We start from the raw sequence: 16,582 nt of genomic DNA, 5'->3' as shown, positions 1-16,582 counted from the left end.
CGATGGATACGATCGATCGTCGCTCGGCGCTGGGTTTGGGTATCGCAGCGGGTGCCGTCTCGTTGAGCGGGCCTGCTGTCGCGCAAGGCCCCGCCACTCCGTCGCCAGCCTTCACACCCCGGCCGCTGCCGTTCGATGCAGGCACGCTACCTGGCCTGTCCGCCAAACTGCTGACCAGCCACCACGACAACAACTATGTCGGTGCGGTCAAACGCCTGGGAGCGATCAAGGCCGAGTTTGCTAAGCTCGATCCGCTGTCGGCACCGGGCTTTACGCTGAATGGGCTGAAGCGCGAGGAGCTGATCGCGTGGAACTCGATGATCCTCCACGAAATCTATTTCGCCGGGCTGGGAGGCGCTTCGCGGCCCGGTGCCCGTCTCGCGCAGGCGATCGAACGCGACTTCGGCAGTCATGCACGCTGGGCGGCCGAATTTACCGGCATGGGCAAGGCTCTGGCGGGCGGATCGGGTTGGGTATTGCTCGCCTGGAGCGAACGCGACGGGCGCCTGACCAACCAATGGGCGGCCGATCATACGATGACGCTGGCAGGGGGAACACCGCTCCTAGCGCTCGACATGTACGAACACGCCTATGCGATCGACTATGGCGCGAAGGCCGGTGATTACGTCGACACATACATGAAGGTGCTGAGCTGGGATGCCGCCAGTCGCCGGTTCGAGCGACTGGCGGCACCGATCTAGGCAAGGGCTGGTTCGGCCACCTTGCGGCGTCGCTGAAAACGCGACGCCCATGCGGTGATCGCCGGCAGTACCAGCAGCGTCAGCGCGGTCGACGTGATGAGGCCACCAATGACGACCGTGGCAAGCGGGCGCTGCACCTCCGCACCCGTGCCGGTGGCAAGCGCCATCGGTACGAAGCCGAGCGACGCCACCAGCGCCGTCATCAGAACAGGACGAACCCGCTCCATTGCACCATCGGCAATGGCGCGGTCGTCGTCCTCGCCTTCCTCGCGATGCTTTCGGATCGCGCCCATCATGACGAGGCCGTTGAGGACGGCGACGCCCGACAGGGCAATGAACCCGACCGCAGCGGTGATCGAGAAGGGAATGCCGCGCAGCAGAAGGGCGAAGACGCCGCCCGCCAGCGCCATAGGCACCGCCGAGAAGACGATCAGCGCCGGGATGAAGCCGCCAAGCGCCATGTAGAGCAGCGCATAGATCGCGAGGAAGCAGATCGGTACCACCAGCATCAGGCGAAGCCGCGCCGATTGCAGGCTCTCGAAGGTGCCGCCCCAACCGGTATACATGCCGGCAGCAAGCTGCATCGCGTCGATGCGCGCCTCGGCTTCCTTGACGAAGCCGCCAAGGTCGCGGCCGCGCACATTGACCTGCACGGTCATCATGCGTTTGCCGTTCTCGCGGCTGATCTGGTTCAACCCTTGCGTGTAATTGAACCGCGCCACCTCGCGCAGCGGGATCGAGCGCGCGGTCTGTCCCTCGGGCGTCGGCAGCATGACCGGGATCGCGCCCAGCGTATCGATGTCGTCGCGCTGCGCGTCAGGCAGACGCACCACCACCGAGAAGCGTCGATCGCCCTCGAACAACAGCCCGGCCTCCCGGCCGCCCAGGGCAGCCGAGACGGTGTTCGCCACCTCCTCGACCGACAAGCCGAGCCGTCCGGCCGCCTGACGGTCGATCTGCACATCGAAGGTGGGAGCGCCGTCCGTCTGCTCGACGCTGACATCGCCCGCGCCAGGGATGGTGCGCACCGCATTGGCGATCTTCTGGGCCTGTGCGCTCATCGCATCGAGGTCGTCACCATAGAGCTTGATCGCGACATCGGCGCGGACGCCGGCGATCAGCTCGTTGAAGCGCATCTGGATCGGCTGCTGGATTTCGGTCCGGTTGCCGATGACCCCCTTCATCCGCTCCTCGATGCGGGCGATGATATCCTCCTTGCTCTTTACCTCCGCCGGCCATTCGCTTTCCGGCTTGGGTATGACGTAGGTGTCAGACGAGTTGGGCGGCATCGGGTCGGTGCCGAGGTCGGCGTTGCCGTTCTTGGAGAAGACCAGCGCCACTTCCGGCAGCGTCTTCAACGCATCCTCGATCCGCATCTGCATCTGCGTCGACTGGTCGATCGAGGCCGAGGGCACGCGGAAGTTGGTGACGGTGATGTCCTTCTCGTCGAGCTGCGGCATGAACTCCTCGCCGAGGAAGCCGAAGCAGAACACCGCCGCGAGGAACACGCCAGCACCGGCCGCGATGAACGGCAGCGGTCGGGCGATCGCCTTGCCCAGCAGCGGTGCATACCGCTCCTTGAACCAGCGGATCGGCTTCACCTCCGTCTCGCTGACCCGGCCCTTGATAAGGATCGCGATCATCGCCGGCACGAAGGTTAGCGACAGGACGAAGGCACAGGCCAGCGCGATCATCAGCGTCGTCGCCATCGGCGAGAATGTCTTGCCCTCGACGCCTTGGAAGGTGAGCAGCGGCACGAAAACGAGGAAGATGATGAGCTGCCCGAAGACGGTCGGCCGGATCATCTCCTTCGCCGATGCGGCGGTCGTCTCAAGACGCTCCTCCAGAGTCAGCAGGCGGCCCTCGGCGTGCTGACGCTCGGCAAGATGGCGCAGCGCATTCTCGACGATGATGACCGCCCCGTCGACGATCAGGCCGAAGTCGAGCGCGCCAAGGCTCATCAGATTGCCCGACACACCCAGCGCATTCATGCCCGATGCCGTCATCAGCATCGTGATCGGAATGACCGCGGCGGTGATGAGCGCGGCGCGGACGTTGCCGAGCAACAGGAACAGGACGACGATGACGAGCAACGCGCCCTCGATCAGGTTCTTCTCGACGGTCGCGATCGTCGCGTTGACGAGCTTCGAGCGATTATAGACCGGCTCGGCGAACACGTCGGGCGGCAGTGTCCGGTTGATCTGCTCCAGCTTCTCTCCAACCGTGGTCGCGACGATGCGGCTGTTCTCGCCCACCAGCATCAGCACGGTCGAGATGACCGCCTCCGACCCCATGCGGCTGCCCGACCCGGTGCGTACCGCACCGCCGATCGTCACTTGCCCCACGTCTTTGACCCGCACGGGTACACCGTTACGGGTGGCGACGACTGCCTCCTGGATGTCCTCGATCGACTTCAGGCGGGCATCAGCGCGGACCAGGAAGCTTTCGCCGGCGCGGCGCACATAGTTCGAGCCTGCCGAGACGTTCGCCCGCTCCATCGCGTCGGCCAGCTCGGTGATCGAGATGCCGTAGGAAGCGAGCGCATTGAGGTTAGGTTCGATCAGATACTGTTTGACGTAACCGCCGTTGGAATCGACCCCCGCGACGCCCTTCACGTTGCGCATCTGCGGCCGGATGATCCAGTCCTGCACCGTGCGCAGATAGGCAGCCTTGGCGAGTTCGGTGGTCAGCCGCTCGCCCTCCGGTGTCAGATAGCTGCCGTCCGACTGCCAACCCGGCTGACCATCGACCGTCTTCACGCCCTTGCCGTCAGGGTGACGGAAGGCGATCGAGTAGAAGAAGATCTCGCCCAGCCCAGTACTGAGCGGTGCGAGGATGGGCTGCACCCCCGCCGGCAGGCTATCTTTCGCCTGAGCGAGCCGTTCCGTGACCTGCTGACGCGCAAAATAGACGCTGGTCGCGTCGGTGAAGACCGCCGTCACTTGGCTGAAGCCGTTGCGCGAAAACGAGCGCGTCATCTCCAACCCGGGGATGCCCGCCAATGCCGTCTCGACGGGGAACGTCACCTGCTTTTCGACATCGACCGGGCCGAGCGAGGGGACAAAGGTGCTGATCTGCACCTGACGGTTGGTGACGTCCGGCACCGCGTCGATTGGCAGCTTCGTGATCTGCCATGCCCCGAACGCGACGACGACGAGGGTTAGGAAAGCAACCAGCCATCGGAGGCGAACCGACGTCGATAGGATGCGCTCGATCATTCCTCGCCTCCCACGTTCTTTTCGAGTTCGGCCTTGATGAGGAAGGCGTTGGTCGTGGCGATCTGCGTGCCGGCGCTGATACCATCGGCAATGGCGACCATGCCGCCCGAGCGGCTTGCAATGCGGACAGGCTGCGCCCTGAACCCCTGCGGCGTCCGCACGAACACCACCGTCTGATCGCCCAGCGTCTGCACGGCATCCTGCGGGACCATGACGCCACCCTTGGTCGTACCGCCGCTGGCAAGGATACGTGCCTGCACGAGCTGTCCGGGCGCGAGCGTGCTGGTGCCGGCAGTCGGCGTCACTACGATTGTCGCCGTGCGCGACTGCGGATCGACGACGCCCGTTGCGGCACGCACACGGCCTTCGATGGTACGCCCGTCTGTCGTGCTCAACTCAACCCGATCGCCGGTGCGGACCCGCATGGCATCGGCCGGGGGCACGTTGGCAGTAATCTGTAGGCGACGTGGATCGGCAACCCGGAACAGCTCGGTTTCCGCCGCGATATACTGGCCAAGGTTGGCAGCGGCGGTGGTTACGCGACCGGCGATCGGGCTGACGATCGCCACGGAGCGTCCGTCGCCAGTGACGCGCACGGCCCCGGCCGCTGCGCTGGCGCGGCGCGCGTCGGCTTGAGCCACCGCTAGACTGGCCTGTGCGGATTCATAGTCGGCGCGCGGGCTGACGCCCTGCGCGAGCAAAGTCCGTTCGCGCGCGAGCTGGCGCTGGGCGAGCGTTACGCGCGCCGATGCCGATGCGCGGTCGGCCGCGATCTGCGAGGCGTCGCGGCTCTCGACCAGGGCGAGTGTCTGACCTGCCCGGACGGGATCGCCGATCCGCGAAAAGATGCGCGTGATCGTCCCCGGGGCGCGGGCAGTCAGCACCGCTTCGGCGTCTGGAGTAGCCTCGACCGTGGCGGACGCGATGACTGCGGCATCCAGCTCGCCCGAGGCGGTAGGAGCGACGGTGATCTGTGACGTCGCGATGGCTTGCGGCGTGATGACCAGCCTGTCGTTTGACGCTGCCGGTGCGGTCGCTTCTGTCGGAGCCGGTGTCGGAACAGGTGCCTGGGTGAGGCGCGCGACACCGAAACCGAGCGCGGCAGCCGCGACCAGCCCGATGGCGGCCCCGGCATAGAGACGATTTTTCCCGGTCATTGGACCGTTTCTCCAGTGATGCTGAGGCCCGACAGGCGGGCAAGGTTGGCGCGGGCGTCGAGACGCGCGATGTCGGCTTCGAGGATGACACCCCGGGTGGCGCCGAGATTGTGACGGGCGGCAAGCAATTCGATCAGGGGTGCCTTGCCCGCCTCATAGGCGATACGTGCAAGGCGATACGCCTCCTCGGCGGTCCGCATCGTCCGCTGTGCGGCTACCGCGCGCGTATCGGCTGCCTGCACGAGGACGAGAGCGGCCCGCGCGCCGGTCTCCGCTTCGAGCCGCGCCGCTGCGGCGCGGGCTTCGGCTCCCTGAAGATCGGCACGGGCTGCATCGATATTGCCCCGGTTGCGATCGAAGAACGGCAGCGGCACCGATACCCCGGCGACGACGGCGGGGCCGCTGGCGACGCGAAGCTGGCGAACGCCAAGCTGCGCCGTGATGTTGGGAACGGCAAGCCGTTGCTGTACCGTAACGGCTCTTGCAGCTGCCTCCCGTTCCGCTTCCGCGACCTTGACCGTCGTTGCCTGCATCGGATCGACCGGTCCGCTCGACGGTCGCGCGTTCATCCGATCGAGCAGGGATTCCCCAACCCCGGTGAACGTCGTCGGGGAACCTGCCAAGCCTGAAAGCCGCGCGAGCGCCGCTGTCTTCTGGGCACGCGCGACTTCAAGATCGGCTTCGAGGGTCGCGAGTTCGGTTTCCGCCTGAAGCTGGCGCAACCGTGCTTCCTTGCCGGCACCGACAAGGGCGCGAGCGACCTTCAGGTCGGCGGTCGCCTCCTCCACCTCGTCCTCGGCGAGCGCGATCCGGCGATCCGCGACCTCGGCACCCGCATAGGCGCGTGCCAGTTCGGTGGCGAAGAGCAGGCGGCCGTCGCGGTTCCGTGCCTGCGCCGCGGCGATGCCCGCCTCGCCGGCCGCGATCCGTGCGGAACGCTTGCCGCCCAGCTCGATCGGCTGATCGATCTGGAAGGTGGTCTGCTGCTGATTGCGCGCGTTGTTCTGCAAGTCGCCGGCGAAGTTCTCGGCGTAGACGTTGATGAAGGGATTGGGCCGCGCGCGCGCCTGTTCTGCAAGGCCTTGTGCGCGGGCCACGTCCGCATCGAGGGCGGTCACGCGCGGAGCCGTCTGCGCCTGACGCAGGAGCTGAGCGAAGGGTGGTGCCGTCTGCGCACCGGCCGTGCCGATGGGGCACAGCATTACGAGCATACCGGCCAGCGCAAGCCTGCGCTGCCGGCGACTGGGGCCGTTCATGATCTTCTTCCTGCAAAGGTGAGCTTGGTGGCGCGGTTGGCGCCGGTACCGGCTCAGGCTCGTGGAGGTCGAAGAAACTCTGCGGGGTCGATCCCTCCGGGCAGACGAGCGGTGCCGATCATCCATTGCCGGTCGGCAACGAGGATCATCCGCTCGGACGGGAGCGCCCCGTCAAACGCTACCCAATGCCCTGTCGCGTGCGCCAACACATGGATCGGTGCATCGGGATCGGATTTCTCGGGCGTATCGTGGCTATGCTCGATCACTGACGCATGGATCGCATCGTCGTCATGGACGATCGCATTGTGCCACCCCGACAGGCCGATCAGGCCGAGCATGGCGACCAGCGCCAGCACGGCGCCCAGCAGCGCGGATCGAGGATGACGCATAGGCATTCTGCCGAAACTACGCTGACCGCCTGTAACGGACAAGCGCATCACCGGTTCGGCCACTTCGGATGACGGCGATCGATCACGAAAGCATGATCGCCCTTGGCGTGCTCTGCGTGGTGGGGATCGTCGGCGGGTAGATCGGCATGGTCATGCGGAATGACGTCCGGATCATTCGCCGGCCATAGGCGAAGCGCCGCGACGACGCCGATGGCAGACAGCGCCGCCATGCCGACGAAGGCCGCGCTCATGCTGACGCGAGCGCCCAACTGTCCGACGAGCGGATAGCAGATCAGCCAGCACACATGGCTGAGCGCGAACTGCGCCGCGAACAGGGCGGGCCGGTCCTCGGCATTGGCCGATCGGCGAAGAAGTCGTCCGGACGGCGTGACGCTTGCGGAGTAGGCGACGCCCATGACCAGCCAGCCCGCCAGCAAGACGTGCCAATAGGCAGCGCCCGGCGTCATCGTCGCGCTGATCGCGGCGAGCGCCGCGAGCGTGATCGTCAGCACGGCAGCGGCGACGATCATCACCGTGCGATCGGCGATCCTGTCCAATACCCGCGGCAGGGTCAGCGCCGCGGTGATCGAGCCGCCTCCAAAAGCGGCGAGCGTCAGTGCGACATCGCGCTGGCTCAGGCCCAGGCCCTTCACGATGACGACGGTATTGACGATGACCATTGCGCTAGCGGCAGCGGCGCTGAGCGTCAGGGCGAGCAGCCCGCGCAGGCGCGGCGTCCGGAGGTAGATGCGCGTTCCCCGCGTCGTCTTGTCATAGATGCCGCCCTGATCATCGACCGGCGTCGGCCGGGGCAACACGGTCGAGACGACGAGCAGCGCCGAAGCGACGAAGCCGATCGCGGTGCCCGAGAACAGCCAGTGATAACTCATCACCGTCAGCAGGCCGGCCGCGAGAATGGGGCTGGTCAGGCTCTCCATGTCATAGGCGAGACGCGACAGCGACAGGGCACGGGTATAGTCGCGCTCGTCCGGCAGGACATCCGGGATAGTTGCCTGAAACGTCGGCGTGAAAGCGGCCGATGCCGATTGCAGGACGAAGATCAGGACATAGACCTGCCAGACCTGGTTCACGAACGGCAGGCAGATCGCCACGACCGCGCGGGTCGCATCCATGCTGACCAGCAACGCCCGCCGGGGTACGCGGTTGGCGAATGCGCCTGCGATCGGCGCGACGCTGATATAGGCAACCATCTTGATCGCGAGCGCTGTGCCCAGCACGGCCCCGGCGCTACCACCGGCGATGTCATAAGCCAGCAGCCCCAGCGCAACAGTCGCCAGCCCCGTCCCGATCAACGCGATGATCTGGGCGAGAAACAGATGACGGTAAGTCCGATTTGCCAGGACGCTGAGCATGACGTCTCTTATCCCCCCAGGGGGATGTCGTCTATCCCCCTGGGGGGATACTCGACAACATCAGCGCCGGCGTCGTACATTGAGGGCATGTCTCATAACGCGCACTCCAGCCACCCGGCGATCATCAAGCGCCTGAACCGCGCAGCGGGTCATCTGCGCAGCATCGTCGGGATGATCGAGGAAGAGCGGCCTTGCGTCGACATCGCCCAGCAGCTCCAGGCCGTCGAAAGTGCGATTGCCAGCGCCAAGCGCGCGCTCATCAACGACCACATCGATCACTGCCTCGTTCATGCCGAGGAGGGCGAAGGGACGAAGGTCGCCGTCGAGCAGTTTCGAGCGATTTCGAAATACTGGTGACGCGGCACTCTGCTTTCCCGATTGGGAAGGTCGATCGAGATCCTGGGCCGCAAACCGGCTACGCCTCGCGGCTCCGGGGCTGATTTTCCCGAAATATGTTCCCGATTGTATTTTCCCGAAATGCGGCATCGGACATGGAGTTTCGGGAAAGGTCAGCCGCGTGAAAACCAGGGTAACCAAGCCCGCTGCTGGCGCAGCGGGTCCGGGGTCAGGAGCCGTGAGGTAATGGCATCAGCGGGGGCAGCGCTGCGCTGTTTGGATGGCTCCACGCTGCCCCCGCTGCTACCAGACGGTGTCATTTCTATCTGGTGACGATTATGTCTTCTCTAAATCGCGGGAACAACAGGAACGTGGCTTGTGCCGGGTCGGCAACAGCGGCTTAACCAGCGGCCGAACTCTTAACTTGGCTCAATAGTCGAGGTTGCGTTTTTCCATCTGTGCGGCCGCGAGGTCCGCGACCGGACCAGCGCCTTCGGCCAGCTCGTAGATCGCTATCACAGCCCTGTCGTCGAGACGCTCGACCATTGCCTGGACCGCTGACCAGTTAGCCACGTCGAGCGCGACCGTCGTGCTTTCCTTACCGGACACGGCGATCGGCCGCATCAGCCATCTTCGACCAGCGATCGGCCGAATGCAGCATACGGTCCCGAGCATGGGGGAGAACGAGCTGCTGCGCCTCGGCAAGATCGGCCGCTGCCCTCGCGCGGTAGTCGGCTGCGGTATCGGCCATGAAGTCCCCTCAGTTTAGGCCAGCGTTCTAAAACTCTGGCCCGTTTATCACTTGCCGTTCATCCGGTCGCGGACCGCCTTCGCCGGCGCGAACGTCAGCTTGCGCGACGCCGCGATCGTGATCGCCTCGCCTGTCGACGGGTTGCGCCCCTGGCGCTCTGGGGTGTCCTTCAGCTTGAACTTGCCGAACCCGTTGAGGCTGACTTCCTCGCCCGTCGCGACAGCCGCGGTGATGTTCGCAAGGATCGCATCGATGACCTTCCTGGCGTCCGCCTTTGCGAGGCCATGGGTATTAGAGAGCTGTTCGGCCAGATCGGATGTCGTCGTCATGAACACGTCCCGGTCGTGAATGATTGGACCGGCCTTAGCCCGGTTCACGTCGCGCCGCCATCGGGAGTTGCCTCCTGCGCGCTCATCTCGCCCTCGTAGGGGCGGACGAGCTTCAGGGCGTCTTCATAGCTGCCGTCGAGCCATGCCGTGAAATCGCGAGGGTGAAGGATCGCCGGCATGGCCTTGGGATGCCAGGGATCGACGGTGGCGTTGGGAGAGGTGGTGCAGAAGGCATAGGCATCGCCGCGCTCGGTCGGCCGCCACAGACCGGCGAAGAAGGCGATGGGCTGGTCGGGCAGCGAAAACCACATCTGGCGGGGTTTGCCATCGTCGCCCTTCCCGCCCTCGGGATGCGGCTCGGCAAAGTGCGTGAACGGGACCAGGCAGCGCCGATCGGGATTGGCGATCGACGGCTTCCACATCGACGATGAGAGATACCGCGCATTGGTGACGAACTTGTCCAGCTTGACCGCCGGGTCGCGCTTGCTCGCTACCTTGGTCGGGAAGCCCCATTCCATCGCGATCGGCTCAAGCGGGCGGTTACCCTCCCCTGCCCGCCTGACGACCAGTCCGTAGCGCGCTGTCTTCTTGCCCGTCGGGAAGATCTCGCGCGGCACCGGGTAGGTCTCGTCCTCGGGATAAGGCGGCTCGAAACCGACCGCCCGCATCACCGCGGCCTGTTTGGCGCTCAGCCGATATCGGTTGCAGATCGGTCCGGCTCCTTCATCGTGCCCAGGCTAGAAGAACTCCCGGCCACCGCGATACTCGCGCCAGGCATTATCCCATTTCGTGCCAACGTCGCCACTCACCGGCCGCGCGCCGACGTCGAATCCGGCCATCACGTCGTCGATATGCGGTGCCGGCACCGGAATGTTGAACGGCGCGATCCTACGCGCCTTCAAGTGCCAGACATAGGCGAGCTCGTGATCGGTGACCGGCGCGGCCTTCCCCCACGCCACGTCCTGGAACTGGCGCTGCGCCGCGCTCCTCGGCCGACGCTCGCGCAAACGCAGCGCATCGTAGAACAGCAGATGCTCGCGCAGCAGCGCCTCGTAGCGTTCGATCGTGCGCGGGTTTTCGCCGTCCTGCTCCACCGTGCCCACTCCGTCAGTACGGGTGAAAATCCTCGCCAAACTCAATCCGATATGCTAGACTTTGCAAGCCTAATTCTGACCATCACGGTCAGCCACGGATTGAGGAAGGAGCGGCCATGTTGAACCACGAAACTGGCCAGATGGACTGGGGCAGCACTGCCAACCATTCGCTATACTTCAACCCTGATAATTTACTCGATCCAATGACGCAGCGTGGGCGGGAGCTAATCACCGAGGGTTCTACCAGCACTGACAGCGACGATATATCTTTCCCCAATGCTGACGGTCCTGCGTGGCCTTTGTTCTTGATCGCGGCGCTTATTATCTGCGGATTTTTTCTCTCACCTTTCAGTTCCTAAGCTGAAATCTACGCGGGTCGACCGGAGCGCCATCTTTCCACAGTTCGTAGTGAAGATGCGACCCGGTCGATTTTCCGGTGCTGCCAACACGCCCGATCACCGCCCCAGCCTGGACGGTACTTCCAACCTGAAAAGCCGACCGATCCTGCATGTGGAAGTATTTGCTCTGTGAGCCGTCGCCATGCTGCAGGACTACATAATTGCCGGCGCCGTTGGCCTGGAAGTCGTTTCGTATGACCTGACCCGAGGCTGGCGCACGGATTTCTGTCCCTGCTGGTGCTGCAATATCCACGCCACGGTGATGCCGTCCCGGCTCGCCGGTGACCGGGTCAATCCGACCACCCATTCCTGAACTCAGCCGCCCAGAGATCGGCAACATTGCCCGCTCACCGCGGGGGACTTCGTATACATGGCTGGTGCCAGCGCCTATACCGAGGTTGTCACGGACCCAGTTGCGCGCGCCCTCGACACCGGGAAGTGTCGTCGTGATCCACGCGTCGTTGCGCTCCCGGACATGGTCACCGAGCTGACCCGCCGTCCCTCTCGCGTCGTCGACGCCGTTGCCGACCTCGAACGCGCCGCGCGTGATGCGCGCTGATGCGTTCGGAATCGCGTCAGCGACATTGCCGGCCAGATCGAGATCGCGCGAACTCTCGCGGATCGATACATCCGGCCCTTGCGCCCTGACGCCGGCGGCGCGCTCATTACCCCATTGTTGTACTGCACCCGGTGTCGCCGATGCAGGGCCATGCAGCTGCCCGGACAGGCGCTCAGGCACGCTTACACCCAATTCGTCGCGGACCGATGCGACGCGGCGCTCCATGAACTCACCAAGCAGGATATCGCGCACCTGTTCCTGTTGCGGGGTGCGGGGCATCACCATCCCCGGCGTCCACCCGAACTGCGACAGCGTATCGTCGCCTAGCAACCGCTCCTGAGCGTACACGACAAACTCCTGGCTCTCGTTCCGGTTGAGCGACCAACCCCGTGCCGAGGCCTCCCTGACATCGTTGCTGACGCGCTGGAACGTCTCTTCAGCACGCGTTGCTTCCAACGACGCCGATCGCGATTCCCCGACGCTGACGCCCAGCTTCTGCGACAGCGACCGAACCTCGCTATCTCCGCTCGTGCTGGTTTCGCGCATGAATTCATCGCGAGCTGAACGAGCCTGCGTCGTATTCGTTTCTTTGGTAAGATACTCTTGCAATTCGCCCAACGCTTGGTCGCTAGAAACTGTTCTGCCAGTATTTTCAGCGGACATGGACGAAAGCTTCAGTCCCAGACCAGCCTTGCCAGACAGTCCCCACTTTTTGATCAGATAATCGATTCCTGCATGACCATCGCCTGTGGTTTGCGAAATCCGCGCCACTTGCTGGCTATCGGCCTCACTAAAACCAAAGCGGCTCGTAAGGCCGTGCGAAAGACTCCTCGATATATCAGTCATTCGAGCGACACTGTTATTGAACCCAGACCCCGTCTCGGTCGAACTTCCCCGACGATGCTCAGCGGCCGACAGCAGATCCGTCGCCGTCGTCGCGGTCGCGTTCCACGACTGCGAGGCGGCGCTGCGGAGCGACTGGGTGTGCGTCTGCCCGTCCGAGAGCGCGCGGCTCATGCTGCTGTCGAACCCTGCGGTCCGCGTCGGCGTGAACGCGAGGTTCGAGATGCCCTGACGTGTGTCGAACGCGTTGGTCCCGTCCGCGAAGCCGTAGGTCACCCCGCCATCGGCATTCGTGAACGTGCCGACCGAATAGCCCGAATTGAACTTGGGCTGATCGTCGAACTTGTTCGCCTGGGTCATGCCCGACGTGAGGTTCTGGAACGAGGTGTTGCCATACGAATAGTTGCCGGTCGTGCGCTCGGTCGCCGCCTGCTCGGCCGCGCTGTGCGCCGGTTGCAGCATCGAGGTCGCATGTCCCGCGATCGCCATCGCGCCGCGCGCCATGCCGCCGGCGATGAACGGCACGCTCATCATCAGGAAGCCGGCGAGCGTCGAGATCGATTCATTGACGCTCGCCATGCCGTCGGAGACCAGCAACGTCGGCCCGGTCGGCGATGCCGCATGATAGAGGCTGGCGGCCCTGCTCATCACGAACATGTGCAGGATGACGTAGAGCGGCCCCCAGGAGGCGAGATAGAAGAACCCGGTCGCATAGCCCTTGAGCGTCTGCAGGCCGGTCCTGGGGAACAGGAACAGCGGGAAAAGCACCGGGAACATCGCGTAGAATACGACAGTCAGGACGATACCGAGCAGCGGCACCCAGGTCATCGCCTGCGTCGCGATCGAGGTGTAGGTGTTCTTGGCCTGGGCATCCGCGCGCTGCGACGCGTAGGCGTCCCACCCGGCGTCGGAGAAGCTCTCGCGCGCGGCCAGGAACGCGTCGATCATCGAGATCTGTTTCAGGTAAGAATAGGCATCGGTCGAGGTGCCGTGCATCTGCGCGGCGACTACCGGCAGGTCATCGCGGATGCGCTGTGCCGCAACCGCGTCGGCGATCCCGGGATATGCACTCTTGGCGAACGGCAGCAGATCCTTGTCATAGGCAGCCTGCCACTGACCATCCATGCGCGAATAGGCTTCGTTGCACGGGATGATCGAGTTTTCGGTGGTGCCTGGGCCGGTCGATGTAATCCACCGCTGGCTGCGTGCCGGCGACCCCGGCCCGATCGATTCCCAAAGATTGCTGGTCTTGGTCAGATCGTCCATCGCCTTGAAGCCGAGCAGCACGTCATAGAAGGTGCATTGCTTCAGATGCTCATCGAGGTTGGCGCGGAACACGCTGTCGGTGATCTGGAAGGTGCGTGCCTTGTCCATCAGCCGCGCGCCGTAGATCATGCCGTTGTTGGTCAGCGCGAGCGCGTTAGGCATGACGAACACGGTTTCGGCCGAGCGCGTCATCCAGTCGCCAACCTGGCTCGTGAACGAGGCCATCACGCCTAACCCCAGCGGCACATTATCGACCACAGCCGGAGCGAGCGCGGGGTTGATGCGGTCGGTCACCTTCACCGTAACGGTCGGGACCATCAGCATCATGTAGATCAGCGTCGACTGGAGGAACCAGTTGAACCACGCGCGCCAGTCGAGCGAGAAGGCGACGACAAACAGCGAGTAGATGAAGCCCATCACCATCACGACCTGGAGCATCGAGCGGTAGCCCCCGCCCCCGGTCCATGCCGCGACCGCGTTGAAGACGTTGACGATATATTCGCCCCCGCCGATCGTGAAGACTTCGAGCCCGCCCATCGTCGTCGCTCCCTTGCCGCCGTTTACCGCAAGCCCTGCGCGCTGAGACCGCGTCCGAACCGGAGCGAAGCCGACAGCTGCGGGCTCATGGTGTTCTTGAGGGTGGATTCCATGAACTGGGTGTACTGGATCACCCGGTAAGTATTGGAGATCTGCCCGGCCATCTTCTCGCTGCGCCGCGACAGCTCGGTCTTCACGCTGTCGACCTGGGCGCGCCACGCCTTGAACTCGTCGGTCGAGACGAACTTCGCGCCCGCCTGTGCTTGCGAGATCGTGTCCAGCATCCGGTCCAACATCGACATCAGCATGTCGATCGCGACCATCTCGGCGAGGGTCGCGCGATCGCCGCCCGACAGGCCCATGTGCGCCGCCTCGTTGACGACGAGGATCTTGTAGAGCGGGATCGAGGTCATCCCGAGCAGCGCGATCTCGTCACCCGACAGCGCGGCGTTGGAGCGGATCTTGCCCGACATGCTGTCCATCGCCTTGAGGACGCGCGTACGCAGCGCCTCGTTGGTCGAGATGCTTAGCTTGGTGGGCGTGGGCTTCAGACACCCCTTGTCGTCGGTCGTGTCGCACTGCCACACGTCGGTCGGCGCCGAGGCGGTGCCGTCGAGCAGCGCCTGATAGGTGTCCCAGCTGGCCGGCGCGATGAACTGGAACGCGCCCATGCTGTCTTTCGCCTTCGTCGCGTCATAAATGATCGTGCCGACCATCGTCATGAGGAACTCGGCATATTCCCGGGACGGTTTGGTTGCGCTCTTGGCGTTCAGTGCATACCAGGTGTAATTCTTCGACTGGACCAGCTCGGCGTCGTCGCCGGCACGCGCGATCGTATCCTCACGCTCGCCCTTGTTGGTGCAGCCGTGGCGCGCCGCGGCCGCGTCGGAGAAGAAGCCCTTCGCCCCGCCGACCTGCTGGCAGATCGTCGAGGACGCCCCGTCCATCGCCGGCCACAGCGAGCCGACCGCCTGCTGCGCCGCCTCGCAGGAGGACATGTTGAACGCGTTCAGCTGCTGCACGCGCTGGCTCATGTCCTTCATCACCCCGCCGATCTGCGCGGAGATGCTGTCGATCGCGAGCTGGAAGGCGAAGCCGATCGCGTTGTTGGCGGTCGCCTTGAGCATCGCCACGATCTCGTCGGCGTTGATGAACGAGAATGACCCCGCGAACAGGTCGATGCCACCGCAGCCGCCGCGCGCGCTGGGGAGCGCGACGCTGACCGGGTTGATCGACTTCTGCGGAAAGCGGCTCCACAGCGAACCACCCGAGTAATAGCCCGCCGACTGCCCCTGGAAGGCGGTCGGGCCGGTCACGTTCGCGGCCGCGCCCGACTTGTTGAAATAGCTGTTCATCTCGCCCTGGACGTCGGCCATCGCCGGCGTCGCGACGAGACCGCCAAGCGCGAGGATCATGCTGGCCTGCGCGAGAACCGCGGCGCAGAAGCGGACGATCGAGCGGACCATCAGAAGTCACTCCCGGGCTTGACGCTGGTCAGTGTGAAGATGCGGTTCATCACCTCGTCGGCCGCCATCACGCCGTAGCCGATCGGCATCGGCTGCTTGGTGACGGTGTCGAACAGGACGAGCGCGGGCACCTGCTGGCCGCGCATGCCCATCGCCTTGTATTGCCCGGTGTCGACCGTGTAGTTCGGGAAGGCACGGGTCGGCCCGCCATCGAGCGAGATCGCCATGACGGTCAGGCCGAAGCGATCCGAGACGCTGCGCATGATCGGCCCGAAGGTCTCGCACGCGGCGCAGGCCGACGAGTAGAAATAGAACACGCCGTACCGCTGGGAGATCTGCGACAACACGCGCTCGCGATCGGCGTTGCGCGTGTCGAGCCAGGTTCGCTTGCCCAGCTGGCTGACGGGGCGCTGGAGCGTGTAGTCGAGGTCGGGGTTCTGCCACACCGTGCGCTGCCACATGTCGGCGAACGACGAGGCGCGATCGAGCTGCTCGCGCTGGAAGGCGATATAGTGGCTGATGTTCTCGGGCGTCGGCTCGAGGATCGCCCGCGCCTTCAACTCCTCCAGCTGTTTCGAGATCGCCGCAAGCTGCTCGGCCGACGACCGCGCGGGCTGCGCCGACCGCTGCTCGGCGGGCTTGGCTTTGGGCTTGTCGCAGTAGAACCAGGTGCCGAGCCGCCGTTCGCGGCAGTAGAAGTCGTCGCCGGTCTGCGCCGCGACGCGGTCGGCCGATCCGAGATCGTCCGCGCTGCCATAGCTATCCTGACCGCCATCGCGGCCGTCGTCACCGGCATCGCGGGTGGACGACACCGAATCCGGCAGCGGCGTCAGCTCCTGCGCCGTCGCCGGCGTCAGCACGGGCGATGCGACCGAGAGGATGAGAGCGAGGGTCAGGGCCTTGCGCATG

16 protein-coding genes are annotated in these 16,582 nt (G+C 64.8%); 3 read left to right on the top strand and 13 right to left on the bottom strand.

Features of this window, described 5'->3' with window-relative positions; genetic code table 11:
- The first annotated feature begins 2 nt into the window (after window positions 1–2).
- Window positions 3–701 (top strand): superoxide dismutase, encoded by a 699-nt coding sequence (locus ACP7A3_RS17070; RefSeq protein ID WP_426256698.1) that lies wholly within the window; start codon window positions 3–5, stop codon window positions 699–701.
- On the opposite strand, the gene ACP7A3_RS17065 is transcribed toward ACP7A3_RS17070, so the two are convergent.
- The 5 genes from ACP7A3_RS17065 to ACP7A3_RS17045 are packed head-to-tail and all read right to left on the bottom strand — an operon-like array spanning window position 698 to window position 8,094.
- Window positions 698–3,919 carry an efflux RND transporter permease subunit gene (locus ACP7A3_RS17065; RefSeq protein ID WP_426256699.1) on the bottom strand — a complete coding sequence of 1,074 codons (3,222 nt, stop codon included), beginning with the start codon at window positions 3,917–3,919 and terminating at the stop codon, window positions 698–700. The two genes, ACP7A3_RS17070 and ACP7A3_RS17065, sit on opposite strands and share 4 nt — an antisense overlap.
- Window positions 3,916–5,076 (bottom strand): efflux RND transporter periplasmic adaptor subunit, encoded by a 1,161-nt coding sequence (locus ACP7A3_RS17060; protein WP_426256700.1) that lies wholly within the window; start codon window positions 5,074–5,076, stop codon window positions 3,916–3,918. The genes ACP7A3_RS17065 and ACP7A3_RS17060 overlap by 4 nt, the downstream gene beginning before the upstream one ends.
- Complete coding sequence (locus ACP7A3_RS17055; protein ID WP_426256701.1) at window positions 5,073–6,332, bottom strand: TolC family protein; 1,260 nt, start codon at window positions 6,330–6,332, stop codon at window positions 5,073–5,075. The genes ACP7A3_RS17060 and ACP7A3_RS17055 overlap by 4 nt, the downstream gene beginning before the upstream one ends.
- A 53-nt stretch (window positions 6,333–6,385) precedes the next feature.
- Entirely contained in the window at window positions 6,386–6,721 is a 336-nt protein-coding gene (locus ACP7A3_RS17050) for a hypothetical protein (protein WP_126013726.1), read from the bottom strand.
- Window positions 6,722–6,768: 47 nt separating this feature from the next.
- Window positions 6,769–8,094 (bottom strand): MFS transporter, encoded by a 1,326-nt coding sequence (locus ACP7A3_RS17045; protein ID WP_426256702.1) that lies wholly within the window; start codon window positions 8,092–8,094, stop codon window positions 6,769–6,771.
- A gap of 87 nt (window positions 8,095–8,181) precedes the next feature.
- On the opposite strand from ACP7A3_RS17045, the gene ACP7A3_RS17040 reads away from it, so the two are divergent.
- Window positions 8,182–8,451, top strand: a complete 270-nt coding sequence (locus tag ACP7A3_RS17040; protein ID WP_116463005.1) for a metal-sensing transcriptional repressor — start codon at window positions 8,182–8,184, stop codon at window positions 8,449–8,451.
- 408 nt (window positions 8,452–8,859) lie between these two features.
- Here the strand turns inward: ACP7A3_RS17040 and ACP7A3_RS17035 are convergent, their stop codons facing one another.
- Genes ACP7A3_RS17035 through ACP7A3_RS17015 form a run of 5 tightly spaced genes read right to left on the bottom strand, consistent with a single transcriptional unit; the run spans window position 8,860 to window position 10,604 of the window.
- The gene (locus ACP7A3_RS17035) at window positions 8,860–9,054 is read right to left on the bottom strand and encodes a hypothetical protein (protein ID WP_007406362.1); all 195 of its coding nucleotides are present in this window, start codon (window positions 9,052–9,054) and stop codon (window positions 8,860–8,862) included.
- Complete coding sequence (locus ACP7A3_RS17030) at window positions 9,029–9,181, bottom strand: hypothetical protein (RefSeq protein WP_007406311.1); 153 nt, start codon at window positions 9,179–9,181, stop codon at window positions 9,029–9,031. Before ACP7A3_RS17030 ends, ACP7A3_RS17035 begins: the two co-directional genes overlap by 26 nt.
- 47 nt (window positions 9,182–9,228) lie before the next feature.
- Entirely contained in the window at window positions 9,229–9,510 is a 282-nt protein-coding gene (locus tag ACP7A3_RS17025) for an HU family DNA-binding protein (protein ID WP_010409234.1), read from the bottom strand.
- 44 nt (window positions 9,511–9,554) lie between these two features.
- Entirely contained in the window at window positions 9,555–10,220 is a 666-nt protein-coding gene (locus ACP7A3_RS17020) for an SOS response-associated peptidase (RefSeq protein ID WP_269450459.1), read from the bottom strand.
- Between the two features lie 27 nt (window positions 10,221–10,247).
- Window positions 10,248–10,604 (bottom strand): hypothetical protein, encoded by a 357-nt coding sequence (locus ACP7A3_RS17015; RefSeq protein ID WP_007406320.1) that lies wholly within the window; start codon window positions 10,602–10,604, stop codon window positions 10,248–10,250.
- Window positions 10,605–10,720: 116 nt separating this feature from the next.
- On the opposite strand from ACP7A3_RS17015, the gene ACP7A3_RS17010 reads away from it, so the two are divergent.
- A complete protein-coding gene (locus tag ACP7A3_RS17010; RefSeq protein ID WP_037569536.1) occupies window positions 10,721–10,963 on the top strand; it encodes a hypothetical protein in 243 nt (80 codons plus the stop codon).
- Here the strand turns inward: ACP7A3_RS17010 and ACP7A3_RS17005 are convergent.
- From ACP7A3_RS17005 to traF, 3 genes are read right to left on the bottom strand one after another with little or no spacing between them, the layout of a single operon-like run.
- Window positions 10,953–14,207, bottom strand: a complete 3,255-nt coding sequence (locus ACP7A3_RS17005; RefSeq protein WP_426256703.1) for a conjugal transfer protein TraG N-terminal domain-containing protein — start codon at window positions 14,205–14,207, stop codon at window positions 10,953–10,955. The two genes, ACP7A3_RS17010 and ACP7A3_RS17005, sit on opposite strands and share 11 nt — an antisense overlap.
- A 23-nt stretch (window positions 14,208–14,230) precedes the next feature.
- Entirely contained in the window at window positions 14,231–15,673 is a 1,443-nt protein-coding gene (locus tag ACP7A3_RS17000) for a conjugal transfer protein TraH (RefSeq protein ID WP_037494469.1), read from the bottom strand.
- Window positions 15,673–16,581: a conjugal transfer protein TraF gene (gene traF / locus ACP7A3_RS16995; protein ID WP_024310614.1), complete on the bottom strand. Its 909-nt coding sequence runs from the start codon at window positions 16,579–16,581 to the stop codon at window positions 15,673–15,675. Before traF ends, ACP7A3_RS17000 begins: the two co-directional genes overlap by 1 nt.
- Between the last annotated feature and the right edge of the window lies 1 nt (window position 16,582).

Source organism: Sphingomonas sp. DC5200-1 (genome assembly GCF_049897245.1).
Classification (GTDB): Bacteria; Pseudomonadota; Alphaproteobacteria; order Sphingomonadales; family Sphingomonadaceae; genus Sphingomonas; species Sphingomonas aquatilis.
Note: the sequence above shows the minus strand (reverse complement) of the source record. Positions and strands in the feature narration are given on the sequence as shown.

Bases quoted from the DNA above. Each gene is read 5' to 3' on its own strand.
- ACP7A3_RS17025 (WP_010409234.1), bottom strand. From the start codon at position 9,510: ATGACGACGACATCCGATCTGGCCGAACAGCTCTCTAATACCCATGGC.
- ACP7A3_RS17035 (WP_007406362.1), bottom strand. From the start codon at position 9,054: ATGCGGCCGATCGCCGTGTCCGGTAAGGAAAGCACGACGGTCGCGCTC.
- ACP7A3_RS17050 (WP_126013726.1), bottom strand. From the start codon at position 6,721: ATGCGTCATCCTCGATCCGCGCTGCTGGGCGCCGTGCTGGCGCTGGTC.
- ACP7A3_RS17070 (WP_426256698.1), top strand. From the start codon at position 3: ATGGATACGATCGATCGTCGCTCGGCGCTGGGTTTGGGTATCGCAGCG.
- ACP7A3_RS17000 (WP_037494469.1), bottom strand. From the start codon at position 15,673: ATGGTCCGCTCGATCGTCCGCTTCTGCGCCGCGGTTCTCGCGCAGGCC.
- ACP7A3_RS17055 (WP_426256701.1), bottom strand. From the start codon at position 6,332: ATGAACGGCCCCAGTCGCCGGCAGCGCAGGCTTGCGCTGGCCGGTATG.
- ACP7A3_RS17010 (WP_037569536.1), top strand. From the start codon at position 10,721: ATGTTGAACCACGAAACTGGCCAGATGGACTGGGGCAGCACTGCCAAC.
- ACP7A3_RS17045 (WP_426256702.1), bottom strand. From the start codon at position 8,094: ATGCTCAGCGTCCTGGCAAATCGGACTTACCGTCATCTGTTTCTCGCC.
- ACP7A3_RS17030 (WP_007406311.1), bottom strand. From the start codon at position 9,181: ATGGCCGATACCGCAGCCGACTACCGCGCGAGGGCAGCGGCCGATCTT.
- ACP7A3_RS17005 (WP_426256703.1), bottom strand. From the start codon at position 14,207: ATGGGCGGGCTCGAAGTCTTCACGATCGGCGGGGGCGAATATATCGTC.
- ACP7A3_RS17040 (WP_116463005.1), top strand. From the start codon at position 8,182: ATGTCTCATAACGCGCACTCCAGCCACCCGGCGATCATCAAGCGCCTG.
- ACP7A3_RS17060 (WP_426256700.1), bottom strand. From the start codon at position 5,076: ATGACCGGGAAAAATCGTCTCTATGCCGGGGCCGCCATCGGGCTGGTC.
- traF (WP_024310614.1), bottom strand. From the start codon at position 16,581: ATGCGCAAGGCCCTGACCCTCGCTCTCATCCTCTCGGTCGCATCGCCC.
- ACP7A3_RS17065 (WP_426256699.1), bottom strand. From the start codon at position 3,919: ATGATCGAGCGCATCCTATCGACGTCGGTTCGCCTCCGATGGCTGGTT.